We start from the raw sequence: 17,973 nt of genomic DNA, 5'->3' as shown, positions 1-17,973 counted from the left end.
GCACACAAGAACGGGTTGAATGCGCGGGCTTTATTCATTCAAAAAATATCCAGTAGAATATCAATCACCACACCCGCTCCATATGCTCCCGCATGACCTTCAGAGCATACCCTGAACCGTAGCTAGCTGCCACTCCGCCCGAGGTGGAAACGGTGGGAAGCCGCCCTTTGCTACATTCTGCCCAGATGTCTACTCTGCGGACCAAGCCGACCTTGGAGCGACCCAACATGGGTATCGGCGGTATGACACCCGCAATGAAACTGAAAACAGCTGCGTGAATTCTACGGTTGGACCCCATCAAAAATGGGAGGATTACCTATGAATGGCAACTTTCAAAAATTCGTTCAAAGATTTTTTATTGATACATGATCAAACTTTTATATAAGCCATTAGTGATGAATTAACGAGGTTATTGATGACGGCAATCCTTTCAGAGAAAATTAATGATGCTCAAGCCGCTATAAGTGGCACACTGATAGAAACACCCACGCTTACCTTGAACTCGGACAGGTGGCGCGCTGTCCTTCCTAGCATTGCCGGCGGCGCAGTCAAATTGGAGCTTTTCCAACAGGCAGGCTCTTTCAAGTCGCGGGGTGCCTATTTGGGCATCAGTAAATTGTCGACTGAAAATCGGGCCAAAGGCGTCGTCGCCGCGAGTGGCGGAAATCATGCAATGGCAGTGGCTTGGGCTGCACAAAAGCTCGGGGTTTCGGCGAAGATAGCCATACCAAAGGCGGCTGATCAAATCCGGATCGATGGGTGCCGTTCAACTGGAGCTGAAGTGATCTTGTGCGAAGATATCGTAGAGGCCTTCGCAGTTATGGAAGAAATTTCGTCGCGGGAAGGGGCCGTGATGATGCATCCCTTCGAGGGGGAGCACATGACGCTCGGAAGTGCTACTTGCGGTGCGGAATTTGCAACAGCACATCCAGAAATTGACATGTTCATCATCCCTGTTGGCGGGGGCGGCATGATCAGCGGCATGTCAGCAGCGATCAAACTGGCTCGACCTAGTGCAACTGTTATTGGTGTCGAACCCTTTGGTGCCGATAGCATGTTCCGCAGTTTTGTCGCTGAAGAGCCTGTGCGCTTGGACAAGATTACAACAATTGCAGATAGTCTCGCGTCGCCAATGGCGATGCCTTATTCCTTTGGCGTCACACATCATTATGCAGATGAAATCGTCCGGGTAGAAGACGACGAATTGCGACAGGCTATGAGGACCTACCAAAACATTCTGAAAATCACGGCGGAGCCTGCATGCGCCGCTTCGCTTGCTGCGCTCACCGGTCCATTGAAAGAAAGGGCAACTGGTCGGCACGTAGGCATCATCGCCTGTGGATCCAACATCAGCATGGCGCGCTATCTAAATCTGCTGGAGCAGAAACAATGAAGATCTGTCTGGTGAACGCGGAGAGTGTCGCGCCCGCCGTTGGTCCCTACAACCGTGCTGTCACTCTTGATGATACCGTGTTCATCTAGGGCAATGTTGGGATCAAGGCAATCGCGCGCAAGTCATTCTGACAGTCACACGCACTGATGGGCGATAAGCTTCTCGATGAACCTGTCGCAGGCATCAAGCTGTTCTAATTCAATCCACTCATCAGGTTTGTGTGCCTGTTCGATAGACCCCGGTCCACAGATAATCGTGGGAAGTCCGGCCTTTTGATAGACCCCAGCTTCAGTGCCATAGTTGACGGATTGGCCTGCATTCTGCCCCGTCATCCCAAGGCCGAGCCGAAGCGCGGGCGAGGTAGGGTTTGCCACCAGCGGTGGAACATCAAAAACTGTTTCGAACTCTATCGACGCCTCTGGGGCAAAGCTCCGCATTTCCGCTTCCAAAATCTTCGCCAGAGTGCGAATGCGCCGGACGATTGTATCGGCGTCCTGTCCTGGCGCGCACCGCAATGACCACATTATGCGACATTTGTCCGAAATGATGTTGTGAGCTGTGCCTCCGCCGATTTGCGCGAGATTGAGCGTCGTCATCCGGTCGCCCTCAGTCACAGGAACTTCTTGAGAAAATTCCTCGTTCAAGGCAACCAGCATTGCGCCAAAACGGATCGCGTATTCGTTCGCACTCAGCCCCAGCCAAGGCAGGCTTGAATGGGCAGAGACACCGTGGAATGTCACATATTCGACGAACGCGCCCTTGTGCTGATCAACGACAGCCATTTCTGTGGGCTCTCCGACGATGACGGCTTCAATACCGGAAGCTTGCTTCACAATTTCTTTGGCAAGATAAGGCGCACCCAGACATCCCGTCTCCTCGTCATAGGTAAACGCCAGCCAAATGGGGCGCACCAGATCGGCAATCGCCAGTTTCGGCACTGACGCAATCATCGACGCAAGGAACCCTTTCATGTCACATGTGCCCCTACCATAGATCCGACCCTGTCGCTCCGTTGCGTCAAAGGGAGGATGCGACCACTTCTGATCCTGGACGGGTACGACATCGGTGTGACCGCTGAGAATTATCCCGCCTGCGACGTCTGGTCCGAACCGAAAAGCTATGTTCTTTTGGGTTCCGTTAGGTCCGGGCGCGATAATTGTGGCGTCAGATGGCTCATCGCAATAGTTTGCAATGAGTGCAATTATTTCGTTTGTGCTAGTACCTGACACCGTCTCAATGCGGACAAGCTCACCAAGAATGGCTTTGGTATGCTGATACTCGCCCTTGCTGTTCTGCTGCATTTGGTCAATCCAATTTACAATACCTCATAACATTAGATGTTAAATCTATCGAGAGAAAGTTGTCTTGAAGCGCTGAGAACTATTTCTTTGCTATCACAAAAGTGGTCGTTCGCGCACCGCGCAGCATTCAGCAAAGTGGGCTCACGGACTAAGCCGCTCGCGCGGCAGTGGCGCTTGTTGCGGTCGTTCGACCTACAGATTTGACGTTGTCTTCCGCTCTCCGGACCTTGTCAGAGAACACCCCCGTCAGGCCATCAATCGCCTGCCGTTTCCATGTTGTCACCTGCGTTGGATGGACTTTGTGCTTGGCTGCAATCTCTTGCGCCGTCCTGTCTCCACGGAGCGCCTCAAGCGCCACCGTAGCCTTAAACTTGTCTGAAAAACTGCGTCTCTTCGTCATTTGTGTATCCTGTCTTCAAGGTTGGATACATCTTAGCACGCTGTCCAGTTTTGCCGGACCACTTCATAATAACGGATTTTAATCGGCTGAAGGCTCAACAACACAAAGAGGTTCTTGAACGTAGCAATCCAAATTGGAAGGCCGATACGCTGAACAAAGCGATTGGGACGCTGTCTGCGGTATTTACCCATGCTATATGGCAATATGAATTGTCGATGATGAACCCTTGGGCGGGTCTCAAGGATGTGGTCGCTGATCGGCAGGACGATAGACGAAGTTTTACACCTGCTGAGTTGACCCGTTATGTTGAGGAACTTGATAGGCTGAACACTGAAGCACGGTTGATAGGGCTTCTGATGGTGCATACGGGCTGTCGGACAATGGAGTGCGCTGGGCTAACCCACGGTGACCTGCAGATGCAGAACAACACGCCACACCTGCAATTACGACCAAATCACATCAGATTATTGAAGAACAAGCAGTCCAAGCGAGATGTTCCGTTGATTGATAAAGCGTTGGATGAACTGAGGCCATATCTCGCCCAGCGCAACTCAGACGACCCAAAGACACCGGTGTTCCCTCGTTATGGTCGTGATGGGGGTATAGATGCCGTCTCACAGTTGTTAAATGGCGTCATCAGAAAGCGTCTGAAGATTGATGATCCGACTTTGGTGTCTTACTCGACTAGGCACACGATGAAGGACAAGATGCGGACGATTAGAGCGACTGCTGAATTGCAGCACAGTATCTTGGGTCACGGCAAAAGGACTGATGCTGACAACTATGGGGAAGGGGAGTTGTTGCGATACCTCTTAGACGAACTGGTGAAGGCTGACGCATTGACTGAGTGGGGCAACTGAAGCGGATAGATGAACACTCCCGCTCTAACGTAACATATGGCAATTAACCACGTAGACTGGTCGTTACACTAGGGATAGTGCTGAGGCTCATGCAGAGGCTCGTACAGTGCGAACTACACCAGTCGATACGTGTTATCACCCCTGACACCACAGCCTCTGCATACGGCTCTCTGGCGCACCTCATGGGTAGTTGTACTTTTAGTTTGAAGGGTTGCAGTAAAGAACATTGCAGCCCAACCTTCGTGGAAGAATGAGGAGCTATTATAAGATGAAAAACGTTCTTATTGTTTTGAGCCTCTGTGTTGCAGTCGTTGTTGGTGGGTTTGTTTGGCACACACAACCACAACCAGAGTGGCAAAAACGGTTACTATCGAGTCTAAATGACCCTGAATCGGCACAGATAAGAGACGTTAAGATCGGTGAAATTACAGGGTGGATTTGCGGACGGATTAACTCAAAGAATAAACTGGGAGGCTATGAAGGCTTCAAAGACTTTATGGTTCGACCTCCAAACGAAATAGTCGCCACATGGCGGATTGATATTGAAGATCAAACGTATGCGGCGGTAACAGGTGGCTGCAAGTAACATCTAAGTGCGTAATGCAGACAGCAACTTCATCAGCTTCTGCAAGAAGCGTGGGCCATGGAAGAACGAGGAGTTATTTTAAGATGAAACGAACACTGACAGCACTGACTGTAGCAGCATCACTTATTGTTAGTGGAGCATACGCTTTTGAAATGAACACTACAAGATTAGAAGAGAATAGAATACTCAGGAAGCCTATGGTTGGCGACCTAGCAGTCGGCGTCAAAGCTTTACTCAGTGAGTATGATTTAGCGTGTATAAGAAATGGCAAAATATACTTGCACAATGAGACCACTCTACAAACAGACCAGAGCGATTATTCCTCCTACTACGAAATTATTAAAGGAGCAGATGGAGGGTTTGCGATGATTTGGGTGGCTGCAAAAAAAGGAGGCAAAAAAATACCTTATTTAGACCGTTCGGGATGCGATGAGGTTATGGAAAATAACCCTCAACTCATTTTATACCCTATCAACAGCATCAACGGCTTCACAGACAGACGTAGCTTTATAATTGACCTCATCAACAAAGGCTACGAGTAAACCGTAGGTGACGTTCATAGGTAACTGGGATAACGTAAGCAGGTAACAGTAGGTGAACGGGGTTAATATGCCATTCTCGCTATCAAAAGCTGCGAAGGTCGCAGGTGTATCCAAGACCACAGTTCACAAGTGGGTAAAGACGGGTAAGCTGTGAGCCACCAAAGGCGGAGATGGCACCTACAGCATTGATCGCAGCGAATTGGAGAGGGTTACCTCTGCCCGTCAGCAGGTAACATCATCCCCCGTTATCCCTGACGCAACCCAAGATGACAGCACCAGCAGTATCCAACCACTTAATTTGATTATTTACAGAAGTAATACGATAAATGAAGTGAAGTACGCTGCTGCGCTGGAGGCTGTTACCCATGAACGTCAACTGTTACGTCAACTGGTGAACGAGCTTCGGCAGAGAGCAGAAGCCGCTGAGGAACGATCCGAAGCTGCACATGAACGCTATCACGACAGTATCAAGACCATTACCCGTCTACTTGACGACAAGAGAGAACCACAGCAGCGCAAGAAGTTCCTTGGTATATTCTAATCACTAACCGTTCACGGGGTGACGGGGTGACGGGGTGACGGGGTGACGTAAGTGGGTAATGGGGATGGTAGAGAGTTTGGTCATTCTAATTTTTGCTGCTAATCGTCCTCAAGGCTATCTCTGAAACTTAATGCCATCCATGCTAACACAATAAGCATTATGGGTCGAGAAATTACAAATATTGAGAAGTATGCGTGATCATCAAAATCAACTAACCCAGAAAACAAAACTGCGTTATCAATTGAAGCATTTAAAGTAAAAACAAGCGAAATTAAGCACAGTGCTTTAAATCCAACATTGAAGTACGCAGCTATATTCATAGATACTAAAAGCCAAAACATTACATTGGCACGACCATCAAAAATAGCAATAAAGTCTGCATCAAGATGTGCATGTATATTACTCCCAAATAAATAATAAATTACCAAGGATGTTAAAACATACATATTAAAAAATATTATCAGAGCCATAAAAATTTTACTCTGATGAATTAAATTATCCTTAATCTCTCTGCTTTCAGCAAAAGCTGCCAGAATTGCACTCATTTCTATGTCGGTTATTTTGTTGTCTGCCATGACGCTATTCCACCGTGGACTTGTTATATGTAAGCTCAAAACTCATCCAGATTAAACAGATTAGTAATATTGGACGAAGCAATAGTACGACCCTAACCGATACTTCATCAGGGTATTCTAATATTTTGTATAAAATAAATTGATCGTCTATGTACATTGCAATAGCCCAAGCGGTTAATGCGATTGTAACGTGCTTGGCATATTTTAAATAGCTAAATAAAACGATTGGGTATCCAAAAAACGCAACCACTATCATCATCATTCTAACATAAGCCAGCTCAACAGTTGCCAAAACTTTTTCTGGACTTTCTGTGTTGGATGTGGTAAAATATTGATTTATAATCACATATATTACTAATATCATATATAAATAGCAAATTAAGCAACATGCCAAAAATAATTTAGGAACCTGTAGTTTTTTAATCATCTAGCGATGAACCTTTATACCTAAATTTGTTAAAAACCAACATCAACTACCAAACACGATGGCGACACTGCTTTTGATTAGTCAGCATATACCGTGCCATTTGGCGCAATTCTCCATCGTCAAATGGCCTCACTAATATCCAGGCATAGTTCTTGACCTACTGCCCATATAAATGCAACAGAAAATTTTTGTCTTGGATTTAGAGGTCGATAATGAGGCCACCCGAAAAGTTCCCCCATAATCTCAGGGGACCCATGCTTGGTTTAGTGGACTAGCACAGTAAAGATATGCTCACACCTTCAAGCAGCGATAGTAACTCGCCTTCGACATGCCTAGTTGCTCTTGTATCTTCACCCGATCAACACCAGCAGCGACCAGAGCCTTAACCTTGTCAGCTTGGTTCATCGCTTTGGGAACACGCCCTTTATATTTGCCTTCAGCTTGCGCTCTCTTGATGCCTTCAACCTGACGTTCTTTCATCATCTCACGTTCAAATTGAGCGACAGATACCATCATGTTAAGGATCAGCTTGCCTGTTGCTGTTGAGGTATCAACGGTCTCTGAGCCTAACGACAGGATCACAAGGCCAGCACCTTTGGCTTCGATCTGTTGAAGCAGTTCACCCATGTGCATGACGTTACGGGCCAAACGATCCAGCTTAGCCACCACCAGCTTGTCCCCCTCACGTAACATATCAATGGCACGTTCCAGTTCCTGTCGTGAGGCTACAGCACTAACTTGTTCCTGATACATACGTTCACAGCCGTATGCCTTGAGTTCCACGAGTTGTGCCTCAAACCCTGCGTGTTGGTCTGTCGTGCTTGTTCTGGCGTATCCGATAAGCATTGCGTGTGTCTCCTTATTAGCGAATCATATAAACCTAAGGCTTATCTGAGACTAACGCTGTATCAGTGTTGGAGCAAGCTATTGAGACGAAACCGCCCACAAAACGACTGATGAAGGTGTCTCAAGTGAAAGATCACACGATCAGGGCCTAGTGAGACTGGGATTTACTCAAATGTTGCATTTGGTTATTCACAATATGCTAGGTGCATAACGGGAATACAGTCCTTAATGTGACCTGTCACGCCCTACATTTAGGAAGTCAGCTATCTGGCTTCTCACTCCTTGCAGCCTACCATCACCTCATTGGCGAAGTCTAAAGCTGCCTGTTCTTTGCTCTCCTGCGTAGAGTATCGAGGAATTTTGTAAGCCTCTGAGATATAAAGTTCGGTTTGCTCACCAATACCCTTATCTAAGTCTTTAATCATCCCTTGGACACCCATTCCAGTAAGCACATTCTGAAGTTCAGATGGTGAGTTCATGACAAAAATGCCATCAGTTTGTCTCAGTTCCATTATCATTTGGGCAAATGCAGCCTTCGCTTCGCATAAATCATCAGCATCAGCATCAGCATCAGCGGCGCTGACCGATAAGGCGAATACGGAAACAGTGGTCATACTTAGGAACTTTTGCAGTATGTTTTTCGTCATTTGATTTTCTTACTTTCACTGATGGGTTGTTAACCCTGATTTGTTTCACAGGCTGGTGGTGGGGCTACGGTAGAAAAGTAAAAACCAATGCAGCAAATACTACAATGAGTCCCTAAAGCGTCTGGGTATCATGGAAATACAGCCACGTACCAATGAACTTCTAGGACGGCAGGTTATAATAGAATGGTCGTAGGGTTGTACGGGTTGTACCAAGCCATATGAGCCAATGAAACAAAGGCTTTGGCGACATGACAGGGTTGTACCTTGGTTTGTATTAGCCTTGTACGGGGTTGTACCGATTGAGGTAGGGCCACCAGCATATGCCAGCAGCCCCACGGTGGAAATTATGCCCTGTATTCGAGCAAATGATTTGGTCCTGTGCCATTGGGTGCCTTCGTCCAGACGTTCCGACCACCTTCGGATTTCATCTGACATTTACGAAAGCCCCGTTCTGACAGCAACGTGACCAACTGGGATTTAGGCACATCTGCCTTTTCCACTACGTTAGCCAAAGATAACGCATCCTTAGTTTCCATGGCATCGAGCCAACCAATCAACTCATCGTGCGCATCCTCAATCGCAAGATCGACTAAATCACCAAAGCCATCTGACTGCGGTGCGGTTTGACCAAAGTCACTGGAGACATCCATAGCAACCAGTTTGAGCCAGCATAGCAAATCACGAATTTGGCTTTGGTCTCCACCCGCTCCCAATGGCATGGCTTTCCGAACCATTCTTGCACCTTCTGCATGGAAAGCCTGACCTTCCTCTTTGGATACGCTTGGCCCAAGATCAAGGTTTCGATAGTCAGGAACCCACCAACGACGTTCTGTTGCTGCTGCTGTGAACGGCTTCGCATGGTTTGAGAACACAAGAGTGTCTGCTGTCGCTCTGGTCGTAAATCGCATCTCTCCTTTTCGTTCCACACCAATAGAAGGGTCGGTTACAATCGGCTTAAACGCTTCCATGAGCTTGGCAGACTTTGACCAAACTTCATCAACGACAAGCAAACGTGCCAGTGCGTTCTCACCGCCAAACTGACCTGCTACACCTTCGATACCCTGCACAACACTGACGCCACCTGACCCAATTAAAGCTCTCGCCATATGCTGAAACGTACCTTTGCCGATGCCGTGGGTACCACGCAGTACAGGTGACCAAAGTCTACGATCAAGCGGCTTGAAGACCACACAAGCGAACCAATCCGTGAAAATATCGTGTTCCTCAGGCCAATTTGAGCTTGCTACAGGTGAGTGTTCGTTCCCGAATAACATCCGAAGCATGACGTCCCAGATCGGGGGTACAGTGCTATATTTAAAAGCGCACAATGCAGCTTCATTGTCCCAAGCTCCTTTTGCCAATTTACGGGCATCTATCTTTGAGTTTACCCAAGTTGAGAACTCAGCATCTGTGACCGTCAACCGCTTTATCTGCTTCCAAGTATTGTACGTGGTGGCCCCATCAATAGTCAGGAACTTTGGAAAGCCAGGATAATAGGCATACCGCTGAAAGTTCATCGAACAGTTTATGATATGCTCAATCATCTCACGTGATAACGCTTCGGTATTCATCTTACAGGCATCAACCGTCGTGTTCAGATCATTGTCCAAGATTGGCTTATTGTCAGTAAAGCAGGTCAGGAACTCCCCCTTGTATCTGATTACACATGCCAAGATGTAATTCAGGGCTTTGGATTGCGCTTCGTTGAACGACAGCTCTTGGTATTCAACATATCCATCATCGTGTTTGACCTCCCTGTGCGTGACACGTTTGCTCAAAGTTGCGACAATACGTGGTGTAATATCCGTGAACCCTGCTGGCAGTTCTGGTTTATCGTTCTGTACGTTCATCTGTATTTTCCTTGCCCATGATGGCTTTGGTATTGCTCTTGAAGGTGGCACGAATTGCCTGTTCGACAGTTACGGAAAGGTTGGCTCCCGATCTTTCAGAGGCTGTTTTGAGACGCTGTATGGCCTCATTCGTCAGCATGACCCTGACGCTGCTTTTGTGTTCTCTTTCAGCCATGGATTATTCACCACCTTTGTGTTTTTCGGCATAGGCAACGGTATGTTTCACGCCATCAAGAGTGACGTATTTGGTGCTACTGTTTGGGTTGGCAGCCTTCGATAAGGCACTTTGATAAAGATCGTGCTTTCGCTCAAATCGGCCTGCTTCCGACACGGTTGTAGTGGCCCCAGTTTCACAGTTGGTGAGGACGTAGGTTCCAGACTGCCCTAGTGGCCCTGTCCGCACACGATTGACGGCTAAGCGATTGCCTTCGTGTTCGGATGGCAGACCCAACATCCGTGCGTTCACCTGCTCCATGTGCCAGATATGGTTGTAGGAGGCTGAGTTGGCGGGAACCTTGAGCAAGATTTCAACATCTTTGGGACGTAACTTTTGCGCCATAAGTCTGGTTTTCAGGTCATTAGTCGATCCAACTTTGACGTTTGGAACATGGTAAATCACCATTTCGTAGGAGCAGATTTGGTCGCTGTCATCGCCGTATGGTTTTGATAGGGGTTTCGTCATTTGTTTTCCTTCGGGTTATTCGTGCAAAGCGCACAATTCATGGGCCAAGCAGCGGACAAGAACCGACGACACCAAAGGAAGGCGCAACAGCACACATGACCGCTGAAAAGCAGTTTGAAGACGGATTGACCTCATGAGGTTTCACGTCGTTTTTTGAATGTTGGTGTGTGCTAATCAGGCCGCCGATAACCCGAGGGTCATCTATGGTTGGTCTTTTCATCCCCAACAGTTGATTGCTTAAACATGTGACCCTAAAGCGGTACGCTGGTTACGCCGTACCTCAAGTCACATCTCTCGATGTCTTTCCAGCATCTGTCCCCACCAAGAACCGATGTTCGTATGTGCAGGTGGATCACGTCGAGGATACCCCGCACGTCTGTCTATCTTGCACGTCAATAGTGTCCGCCTAGATGAGGCAAACGAAAGTCGGCATTACCGACGTCAATTAAGTGTGAACGATCAACTAGCTTTTCAAGAGGCAAAAGGAATCGCAGGAAAAACCCCAGTTCGTTTCGTATTCAAACCCCATGTTCCAACATCTGAACAGCAAGAGGGAATCCTGCATAGTGTGTTGATGTTAAAGTGTAACACTACATGTAGTGATTGGGACTTTGAGGCATTTGCTGGGGTGTGTAACGTTCAGAGCCGTATTCATGCTGTGACAGTTGGGTCTATGAAGGAAGGGTTGTGAGAGGTTGTGTAGTGACCTCTGGAGCGCCTCTCTGTGCTTGAGCAGCGACGCCAAGATTATTATCGTTAGCCACTCTGTGCGCTGGGCAAGCACAGGTTCTAATCTGCCTACGTGAATCAGTTGAGCAAGTTAGGCCGAGTATTTGGTCGAGAGTGTTGAAAACACTTCAGTCATGCTCACCAATTTGGTACGAAACTTTGGGTAAATTTGGTACGAAACTTTTATAAGACCGCCCATATTCGCCATATAAATAAAGGTTTTTGACGTGTAGTGGTGCCCAGGAGAGGACGCCACACTTCCAAGATTATTGTTTATTTTCAGGGGGTTAGTGTCGGCTCAAAACTCAGAAGTGGTCCCGAAAGCGGTCCCTGTCCATGTATATCCTCAGAGCAATAATATGTGCCTTGAGCCTAGGCCGCAGGCTTGCTTTGCGGAACCAAGCGCCATTTGGCAATGGTTAACTGACCGGACATTCAAATGCACATCCCTCACTCACTCGATTTCGTTACACGTTTGAGGGCTGCAACAAAAAGTTCGTACATCGCTTTGTTTCTTCCAATAGACAGGCTGCGACTTGTTAATATCGCACAGTAATAACACCTCTTGGTTGGCGACCCAGCTGTCGAGACGTAGACTTTTTCGTTTTGATCGCAAAATTGGCCTCCTAACGGAAGACTTTTAGATAGGTAGATCCTAATCTAACATACGACCATTCGACTTATCGCCGTGCAGTCATATCATGAAAGAAAAATTTAAATGAAGAAACTTGCTCTTGATGCCGCAGACATCCGTATTCTGTGCGCACTACAGAAGCATGGGCCGTTAAGTAAAGCGAAGCTCTCCGAAATAAGTGGCCTCTCCGCAACCCCCTGCTGGGCACGACTAACTCGTTTGAAAGCTGCAGGGTATATTCGGGGATATCACGCCGATATTGAACTGAGCCGACTGGCTGATTTTGCCCAGGTGATTGTGACCGTTTCCTTGAGCCGTCATCGAAAGGCAGACTTTGACCGTTTTGAAGCCTACATCAACGGACGTGACGAGATAGTTGATTGCATCGCCACCGGTGGTGGGGTCGATTACATAATGAAGGTCATTAGCTCAAGTTTGACTGATTTTCAAAACTTTGTGGAAGACCTCCACACCGAAGATCTTGGCATTGACCGCTACATGACCCACTTCGCAACACGCCAAGTGAAAACAGCCTTGCCCAACATATCAAAGCTAGCAACTTCAAATCTTAAATAGGGACGCTGGACCAAACGGTCCTCATAGACCATAAAAAATGGCTTCGTTGGACTATGAATGGAGAATCTTTAGACTGCTTTCTTCGCAATTCCCGAGCTATTGGTGGAACAGAATTTTTGGCTTGTGGTCGGGAGGATCACACACAAAACGGGAGGAAGTTTCAATGCAAGCAGATGATTTCGGTTTCGGCACACAAATCCGCAAGTCGCCCTATTTTGACGCAACTGTGCGTTGGGGCGCGCAAGGGTTTTCCGTCTATAACCACATGTATATCCCGCGCGATTTCGGGGACCCTGAACAGAACTTCTGGAACCTCGTGAACGATGCGATCCTGTGTGACGTGGCTGTTGAACGTCAGGTTGAGATCACAGGTCCAGATGCGGCCAAGTTCACTCAAATGCTGACCTGTCGCGACCTCTCCAAGATGGCCGTAGGTCAGTGCAAATACATCCTGATCACTAACGCGGATGGTGGCATTCTGAACGACCCAATCCTGCTGCGTCTTGCAGAAAACCACTTCTGGATCTCATTGGCTGACAGCGACATCCTGCTTTGGGCACAGGGGGTTGCGATCAACTCCGGCCTTGATGTCACGATTGGAGAGCCTGATGTGTCTCCCTTACAGTTGCAGGGCCCCAAGTCTGGCGAGATCATGCGCGCGCTCTTCGGCGACGACATTATGGATCTGCGCTATTACTGGCTGCGCGAGATAGAGTTGAACGGCATCCCACTGATCGTCTCCCGCACAGGTTGGTCGAGTGAGTTGGGGTATGAAATTTACCTGCGTGACGGCTCCAAAGGTGATCTGCTTTGGGAAACCATAATGGCCGCTGGTATGGAATTCGGCCTCAAGCCAGGGCACACATCGTCCATTCGCCGCATTGAAGGTGGTATGTTGTCTTATCACGCAGATGCCGACATGAGTACTGACCCCTTTGAGCTCGGCTTTGACCGACTGGTCAACCTCGACATGGAGGCTGATTTCATCGGAAAGGCTGCGCTGCGACGGATCAAGGAAGAAGGTGTCAGCCGCAAGCAAATCGGCCTGATCATCGACGGTGCGCCACTCACGGGGCCGAACACAACGTTCTGGGAAATCAATTTGGATGGCGAGGCAATTGGAAAAGTCACATCCGCAGTTTATTCCCCACGTTTGGAGCAGAACATCGCTTTGGCCATGGTGTCAGCAGAACACGCCAACATTGGCGCACAAGTTGAGATCGTTACGAAGTCCGGCCCCATCGGCGCAACGATATGTGAGCGTCCATTCTATGATCCCAAAAAGCAAATCGCGGCCGCTTAACGCTCTGCCAGACGAAAGAAAACCGATATGTCAGACCTCGCGATCGAACTGCATTGGCAGCGCGCTACACCTGTTTTTGAAACCGGTGCATATTCAAACGAGCACACAGTGCAGTATAACAACCGCTACGATCTGCTTGTGGATTCCGCTCCTGATTGGGGCGGAAATCCGGACAATACAAATCCCGAACAGGCTCTCGCCTCGGCGTTGTCCAGTTGCCATATGATGACCTTTCTCGCACTGGCCGCAAAAGCGGGTTGGCCCGTGGCGAGTTACCATGACTACGCCGAAGCCCACTTGGGCAAGAACTCTAAAGGCCAGATGTCGGTGACGCGGATCGATCTGCATCCGGTGGTGCGTTTCGATACTGGGTTTTCGATAAGCGACGAGGATCTGACGCAGATGCAGGACCGCGCGCACCGCTACTGCTTTATCGCGAATACCTTGGCCGACAGTGTCGAAATCAATATTCTTTAGCACTGAAAAGGAACAGCCCTGTGACCATATCTGACATCCTGCTCTCCAATCTGGACGAAAACGGCATACTCCGTCTGACCTTGAACGATGTATCGCGACGCAATGCCTTGTCCGAGGCGATGCTGACGGAACTGGGTGACGCGTTTACAGATGCAGGGGCTAACCCAAAAGTGCGGGTCATTGTTCTGGCAGCCAAAGGTCCTGCCTTTTGTGCAGGTCACGATCTTAAGGAAATGACCGCCGGGCGTTTGCATGAGGATGGTGGAAAAGCCTATTTTGCAAAGGTCATGGCGATGTGCGCAGGTGTGATGCAGGGAATCGTGAATTGCCCCAAACCCGTGATCGCTGAAGTTACTGGCGTAGCCACAGCTGCAGGCTGCCAACTAGTCGCAAGCTGTGATCTAGCCATTGCAGCGGATACGGCACAATTCAGCACACCGGGCGTGCACATCGGACTGTTCTGCTCCACTCCAATGGTCGCGCTGTCACGTAACGTGGCCGACAAGCACGCGATGGAAATGCTACTGACAGGAGACATGACATCAGCCGAACGCGCCGCGGAGATTGGCCTAGTGAACCGTGTCGCGGCACCCGAGGTGCTGCAAGAAAAAACGATGGAGGTGGCGCGCAAGATTGCGTCAAAATCCAGTATGACGCTCGCAACGGGCAAGAGCGCCTATTACGCACAGCGCGAAATGGCGCTATCCGATGCCTACGATTACGCCTCTGGTGTGATGGTCGACAACATGCTAGCACTCGACGCCGAAGAAGGTATCGGTGCGTTTATCGAAAAGCGTGCGCCCAAATGGCGGGACGCCTGAACCATGAGTGAGAGCCCCTACAACACCGATCTGGATCGGAATCTGGCAAACTACCAGCCACTGACGCCGCTGACATTTCTGGAACGCGCGGCCTCGGTCTTTCCTGATCAGACAGCAATCGTGCATGGCGGGCTAAGGCGCAGTTATGAAGAATTCTATGCGCGATCACGACAGTTGGCATCTGCCTTAGCACAGCGTGGCGTTAGGCGCGGTGATACTGTGTCGGCCCTGCTGGCCAACACGCCTGCAATGCTTGAATGCCACTACGGTGTGCCGATGTGCGGGGGTGTTTTGCACTCCATAAACACCCGCCTCGATGCATCGGTGATCGCGTTTCAGCTAGACCATGCTATGTCAAAAATCGTCATCGTTGACCGCGAATTCATGCCATTGATGCAGGAAGCACTGAAGTTGACCACTGTGAGACCACTGGTCATCCAATATGATGATGCCGAATTTAGCGGTCCTGAGACCGCCACTGATGCGCAGGATTACGAGGCATTCTTGTTGATGGGCGATACTGAGTTTGCCTGGATGATGCCACTGGATGAATGGGATGCCATTTCGATCAATTACACCTCGGGAACTACGGGTGATCCAAAGGGTGTCGTTTCGCATCATCGCGGGGCCTATTTGTTGGCACAAGGCAACGCGCTGACGACATCAATGGCGAAGCATGCGGTCTATCTGTGGACGCTGCCAATGTTTCACTGCAATGGATGGTGTTTCCCGTGGACTCTCTCGGCGATTGTCGGAACCCATGTCTGTCTGCGTCAGGTGCGTGCAGAACCAATCTGGGCTGCCTTGGCAGATGAGGGCGTCACCCACCTTTGCGGCGCGCCCATTGTCATGTCCCTGATGATCTCGGCCCCCGAGGAAGAGAAGCGCAAGCTTGAGCAAACCGTTCAATTTTTCACAGCTGCCGCCCCACCTCCTGAAAAACTGCTGGCTGATATGAAAACCGCAGGCTTTGATGTGACACATTTGTATGGGCTGACTGAAACCTATGGCCCTGCTGTGGTGAATGACTGGCATCAGTACTGGTCTGATCTGCCACCCAGTGAACAGGCTGCGCTGAAATCACGCCAAGGGGTTCGCTATCTGCCACTTGAGGGACTGGATGTGCTGGACCCCGAGACCATGGAGCCTGTTCCACGCGATGGGAAAACTATGGGCGAGGTCATGTTTCGCGGTAATGTCGTCATGAAAGGGTATTTCCGCAACCCAAAAGCCACGCGAGAGGCCTTTGGTGGTGGCTGGTTCCATTCCGGCGATCTAGGCGTTCGGCACCCCGACGGTTATATCCAGCTCAAGGACCGGTCAAAGGACATCATCATTTCAGGCGGTGAAAATATTTCGTCCATCGAGGTGGAAGAGGCGCTCTACCGTCATCCTGCGATTGAGATCGCTGCAGTGGTTGCCATGCCCCACGAAAAATGGGGTGAAACGCCCTGTGCTTTTGTGGAATTGGTCAAGGGTCAAACCACGGATGCCGCCAGTTTACGCGCTTGGTGCAAGGACCAGCTTGCTCCCTATAAGGTGCCAGGGCAGTTTGTATTCATGCCGATCCCGCGCACGTCCACAGGAAAGATACAAAAGTTTGTCTTGCGCGACCAAGCCAGTGAGATCGCTCATGGCAAAACTAAAGGCGAAGCACCCCCAAAGTGGTAGGCCAGAAACCGCTTTGATTTCTGCATATCTTAGCCAGCAACCCCCCGCCCAACATCTCGCTAGGAGACACCGGACGGAGGGGATGCTTGGAGATCACAACGCGAGCACTGTAGGCACCCTGACCCCATCGACAATCTCCCGCTTCTGCGCATCACTTATCCCCGCCGAGTACAACCCATAGGTCAGCTTGTTCTGCGACCTCGCGGAGTGGTGCCCCACGAGGCTTGCGGTGAAGTGCTCGGGGACACCTGTGCGCTCACACTGGGTGGTGAACCACTTGCGGGTTGAGTGGAAGACAGTGCCTCTGAGCTCAGGATGACGTCTGCGCAGGTAGGCGTAGCGTTTGACGACCCTGTCCACGGTGAGCTGCGGGAAGAGCCTGCCAGACTTTGGCAGCGCAGTATCCAACAGCTGCTCCAGCACCCCATGCAATGGCACCTCTCGCTCAGCCGCCTTGGACTTCAGCAATCTTACCGCGTTAGGCCTGATGCTGACAAACCGCCCTAGGTTGCCCTTTGCTGTGATGTCCTCTGCCATGAGCCCGCAGAGCTCACCAGAGCGCATGCCTGTGAGCAGCCCGAAGAGTAGGGCACTGTGCAGCACCCTGTCTTTGGCTGCCAACAAGACGCTGACCTGCGCATCCGTCAGCACACCATGGGGATGCACCTCTGGCCTGTCTTTGACCTTGAGGGCTTCCCAGGGGTTTGCCCCCAGCTCCCCCTCACCAACACACCAGTCAAGGAACTGGGACATCTGCTTGAGGATGCGAGCTTGGGTCTGGGGTGCGAGAGTGATGCCCTCAGAGGCGACAGACAGGCTTGCTAGGTCAACCAGGCCAGCGTCCTTGCCGTCCCTGTACTTGCGCACGTTGGGAGAGAGCTGGGTGATATAGCCCAGCACCTCCTTTCCCTGGGTGAGGGACAAGTCACCAACAGCACACTTGCCGAGATGCGAGCCGAGCAGTTCCAGGGCAAAGCGCACCGACTTGAAGCTGCCTGGGCGTAGCCGCTGAGAGGTCTCAGCAAGGTAGGCTTGGGCAAGCTCCGCTACCAACCGCTCACCCACAAGACGAGCACGCTGATATCGAGGGCGACCCACAGCCAGTCGAGGAC

Annotated in this window: 19 protein-coding genes; 9 read left to right on the top strand and 10 right to left on the bottom strand. The window is 49.9% G+C overall.

From position 1 onward, the window contains the following. The first annotated feature begins 415 nt into the window (after window positions 1-415). The gene (locus PFRI_RS18100; protein ID WP_072632104.1) at window positions 416-1,393 is read left to right on the top strand and encodes a threonine ammonia-lyase; all 978 of its coding nucleotides are present in this window, start codon (window positions 416-418) and stop codon (window positions 1,391-1,393) included. Window positions 1,394-1,527: 134 nt separating this feature from the next. On the opposite strand, the gene argE is transcribed toward PFRI_RS18100, so the two are convergent. Beyond that, the gene (argE, locus tag PFRI_RS18095) at window positions 1,528-2,694 is read right to left on the bottom strand and encodes an acetylornithine deacetylase (RefSeq protein WP_072632103.1); all 1,167 of its coding nucleotides are present in this window, start codon (window positions 2,692-2,694) and stop codon (window positions 1,528-1,530) included. Between the two features lie 148 nt (window positions 2,695-2,842). Next, entirely contained in the window at window positions 2,843-3,094 is a 252-nt protein-coding gene (locus PFRI_RS18090; protein WP_072632102.1) for a transposase, read from the bottom strand. A 50-nt stretch (window positions 3,095-3,144) separates the two neighbouring features. Here PFRI_RS18090 and PFRI_RS18085 point away from each other — a divergent pair, with 50 nt between their 5' ends. The 3 genes from PFRI_RS18085 to PFRI_RS18075 all read left to right on the top strand — a co-directional run bounded on the left by PFRI_RS18085 (window position 3,145) and on the right by PFRI_RS18075 (window position 5,082). Further along, a complete protein-coding gene (locus tag PFRI_RS18085; RefSeq protein ID WP_072632101.1) occupies window positions 3,145-3,954 on the top strand; it encodes a tyrosine-type recombinase/integrase in 810 nt (269 codons plus the stop codon). A 268-nt stretch (window positions 3,955-4,222) separates the two neighbouring features. After that, entirely contained in the window at window positions 4,223-4,540 is a 318-nt protein-coding gene (locus PFRI_RS18080; RefSeq protein ID WP_139292145.1) for a hypothetical protein, read from the top strand. Window positions 4,541-4,623: 83 nt separating this feature from the next. Then, window positions 4,624-5,082 (top strand): hypothetical protein, encoded by a 459-nt coding sequence (locus PFRI_RS18075; RefSeq protein WP_072632099.1) that lies wholly within the window; start codon window positions 4,624-4,626, stop codon window positions 5,080-5,082. Between the two features lie 639 nt (window positions 5,083-5,721). Here PFRI_RS18075 and PFRI_RS18065 read toward each other — a convergent pair. The 7 genes from PFRI_RS18065 to PFRI_RS18035 all read right to left on the bottom strand — a co-directional run bounded on the left by PFRI_RS18065 (window position 5,722) and on the right by PFRI_RS18035 (window position 10,650). Continuing rightward, the gene (locus PFRI_RS18065) at window positions 5,722-6,198 is read right to left on the bottom strand and encodes a hypothetical protein (protein WP_072632097.1); all 477 of its coding nucleotides are present in this window, start codon (window positions 6,196-6,198) and stop codon (window positions 5,722-5,724) included. A 4-nt stretch (window positions 6,199-6,202) separates the two neighbouring features. Next, complete coding sequence (locus PFRI_RS18060) at window positions 6,203-6,625, bottom strand: hypothetical protein (protein WP_072632096.1); 423 nt, start codon at window positions 6,623-6,625, stop codon at window positions 6,203-6,205. Between the two features lie 291 nt (window positions 6,626-6,916). Continuing rightward, window positions 6,917-7,471, bottom strand: coding sequence for a recombinase family protein (locus PFRI_RS18055; protein ID WP_072632095.1), 555 nt, complete (start codon window positions 7,469-7,471; stop codon window positions 6,917-6,919). Window positions 7,472-7,746: 275 nt separating this feature from the next. Further along, complete coding sequence (locus PFRI_RS18050; RefSeq protein ID WP_072632094.1) at window positions 7,747-8,118, bottom strand: hypothetical protein; 372 nt, start codon at window positions 8,116-8,118, stop codon at window positions 7,747-7,749. A 344-nt stretch (window positions 8,119-8,462) separates the two neighbouring features. Next, window positions 8,463-9,968, bottom strand: coding sequence for a primase-helicase family protein (locus PFRI_RS18045; RefSeq protein ID WP_072632093.1), 1,506 nt, complete (start codon window positions 9,966-9,968; stop codon window positions 8,463-8,465). Beyond that, window positions 9,949-10,143, bottom strand: a complete 195-nt coding sequence (locus tag PFRI_RS18040; RefSeq protein WP_072632092.1) for a hypothetical protein — start codon at window positions 10,141-10,143, stop codon at window positions 9,949-9,951. Before PFRI_RS18040 ends, PFRI_RS18045 begins: the two co-directional genes overlap by 20 nt. A gap of 3 nt (window positions 10,144-10,146) precedes the next feature. Further along, complete coding sequence (locus tag PFRI_RS18035) at window positions 10,147-10,650, bottom strand: hypothetical protein (RefSeq protein ID WP_072632091.1); 504 nt, start codon at window positions 10,648-10,650, stop codon at window positions 10,147-10,149. A 1,447-nt stretch (window positions 10,651-12,097) separates the two neighbouring features. On the opposite strand from PFRI_RS18035, the gene PFRI_RS18030 reads away from it, so the two are divergent. From PFRI_RS18030 to PFRI_RS18010, 5 genes are all read left to right on the top strand, one after another. Next, window positions 12,098-12,589, top strand: coding sequence for an Lrp/AsnC family transcriptional regulator (locus tag PFRI_RS18030; protein ID WP_072632090.1), 492 nt, complete (start codon window positions 12,098-12,100; stop codon window positions 12,587-12,589). A 163-nt stretch (window positions 12,590-12,752) separates the two neighbouring features. Then, complete coding sequence (locus PFRI_RS18025) at window positions 12,753-13,892, top strand: glycine cleavage T C-terminal barrel domain-containing protein (protein ID WP_072632089.1); 1,140 nt, start codon at window positions 12,753-12,755, stop codon at window positions 13,890-13,892. Between the two features lie 27 nt (window positions 13,893-13,919). Then, window positions 13,920-14,369, top strand: coding sequence for an OsmC family protein (locus tag PFRI_RS18020; protein WP_072632088.1), 450 nt, complete (start codon window positions 13,920-13,922; stop codon window positions 14,367-14,369). 20 nt (window positions 14,370-14,389) lie between these two features. After that, the gene (locus PFRI_RS18015; protein WP_072632087.1) at window positions 14,390-15,190 is read left to right on the top strand and encodes an enoyl-CoA hydratase; all 801 of its coding nucleotides are present in this window, start codon (window positions 14,390-14,392) and stop codon (window positions 15,188-15,190) included. A 3-nt stretch (window positions 15,191-15,193) separates the two neighbouring features. Beyond that, entirely contained in the window at window positions 15,194-16,861 is a 1,668-nt protein-coding gene (locus PFRI_RS18010) for an acyl-CoA synthetase (RefSeq protein ID WP_072632086.1), read from the top strand. A 93-nt stretch (window positions 16,862-16,954) separates the two neighbouring features. Here PFRI_RS18010 and PFRI_RS18005 read toward each other — a convergent pair. Beyond that, on the bottom strand, window positions 16,955-17,973 hold a 1,019-nt coding region (locus tag PFRI_RS18005), incomplete at its 5' end, for a tyrosine-type recombinase/integrase (RefSeq protein ID WP_245812463.1).

Source organism: Planktotalea frisia (assembly GCF_001890925.1).
Classification (GTDB): Bacteria; Pseudomonadota; Alphaproteobacteria; order Rhodobacterales; family Rhodobacteraceae; genus Planktotalea; species Planktotalea frisia.
Note: the sequence above shows the minus strand (reverse complement) of the source record. Positions and strands in the feature narration are given on the sequence as shown.

Excerpts from the sequence above, each read along its gene's own strand:
- PFRI_RS18040 (WP_072632092.1), bottom strand. The coding sequence starts at position 10,143 with ATGGCTGAAAGAGAACACAAAAGCAGCGTCAGGGTCATGCTGACGAAT.
- PFRI_RS18050 (WP_072632094.1), bottom strand. The coding sequence starts at position 8,118 with ATGACGAAAAACATACTGCAAAAGTTCCTAAGTATGACCACTGTTTCC.
- PFRI_RS18060 (WP_072632096.1), bottom strand. The coding sequence starts at position 6,625 with ATGATTAAAAAACTACAGGTTCCTAAATTATTTTTGGCATGTTGCTTA.
- PFRI_RS18020 (WP_072632088.1), top strand. The coding sequence starts at position 13,920 with ATGTCAGACCTCGCGATCGAACTGCATTGGCAGCGCGCTACACCTGTT.
- PFRI_RS18035 (WP_072632091.1), bottom strand. The coding sequence starts at position 10,650 with ATGACGAAACCCCTATCAAAACCATACGGCGATGACAGCGACCAAATC.
- PFRI_RS18075 (WP_072632099.1), top strand. The coding sequence starts at position 4,624 with ATGAAACGAACACTGACAGCACTGACTGTAGCAGCATCACTTATTGTT.
- PFRI_RS18010 (WP_072632086.1), top strand. The coding sequence starts at position 15,194 with ATGAGTGAGAGCCCCTACAACACCGATCTGGATCGGAATCTGGCAAAC.
- PFRI_RS18090 (WP_072632102.1), bottom strand. The coding sequence starts at position 3,094 with ATGACGAAGAGACGCAGTTTTTCAGACAAGTTTAAGGCTACGGTGGCG.
- PFRI_RS18030 (WP_072632090.1), top strand. The coding sequence starts at position 12,098 with ATGAAGAAACTTGCTCTTGATGCCGCAGACATCCGTATTCTGTGCGCA.
- PFRI_RS18045 (WP_072632093.1), bottom strand. The coding sequence starts at position 9,968 with ATGAACGTACAGAACGATAAACCAGAACTGCCAGCAGGGTTCACGGAT.
- argE (WP_072632103.1), bottom strand. The coding sequence starts at position 2,694 with ATGCAGCAGAACAGCAAGGGCGAGTATCAGCATACCAAAGCCATTCTT.
- PFRI_RS18055 (WP_072632095.1), bottom strand. The coding sequence starts at position 7,471 with ATGCTTATCGGATACGCCAGAACAAGCACGACAGACCAACACGCAGGG.
- PFRI_RS18065 (WP_072632097.1), bottom strand. The coding sequence starts at position 6,198 with ATGGCAGACAACAAAATAACCGACATAGAAATGAGTGCAATTCTGGCA.
- PFRI_RS18025 (WP_072632089.1), top strand. The coding sequence starts at position 12,753 with ATGCAAGCAGATGATTTCGGTTTCGGCACACAAATCCGCAAGTCGCCC.
- PFRI_RS18080 (WP_139292145.1), top strand. The coding sequence starts at position 4,223 with ATGAAAAACGTTCTTATTGTTTTGAGCCTCTGTGTTGCAGTCGTTGTT.
- PFRI_RS18100 (WP_072632104.1), top strand. The coding sequence starts at position 416 with ATGACGGCAATCCTTTCAGAGAAAATTAATGATGCTCAAGCCGCTATA.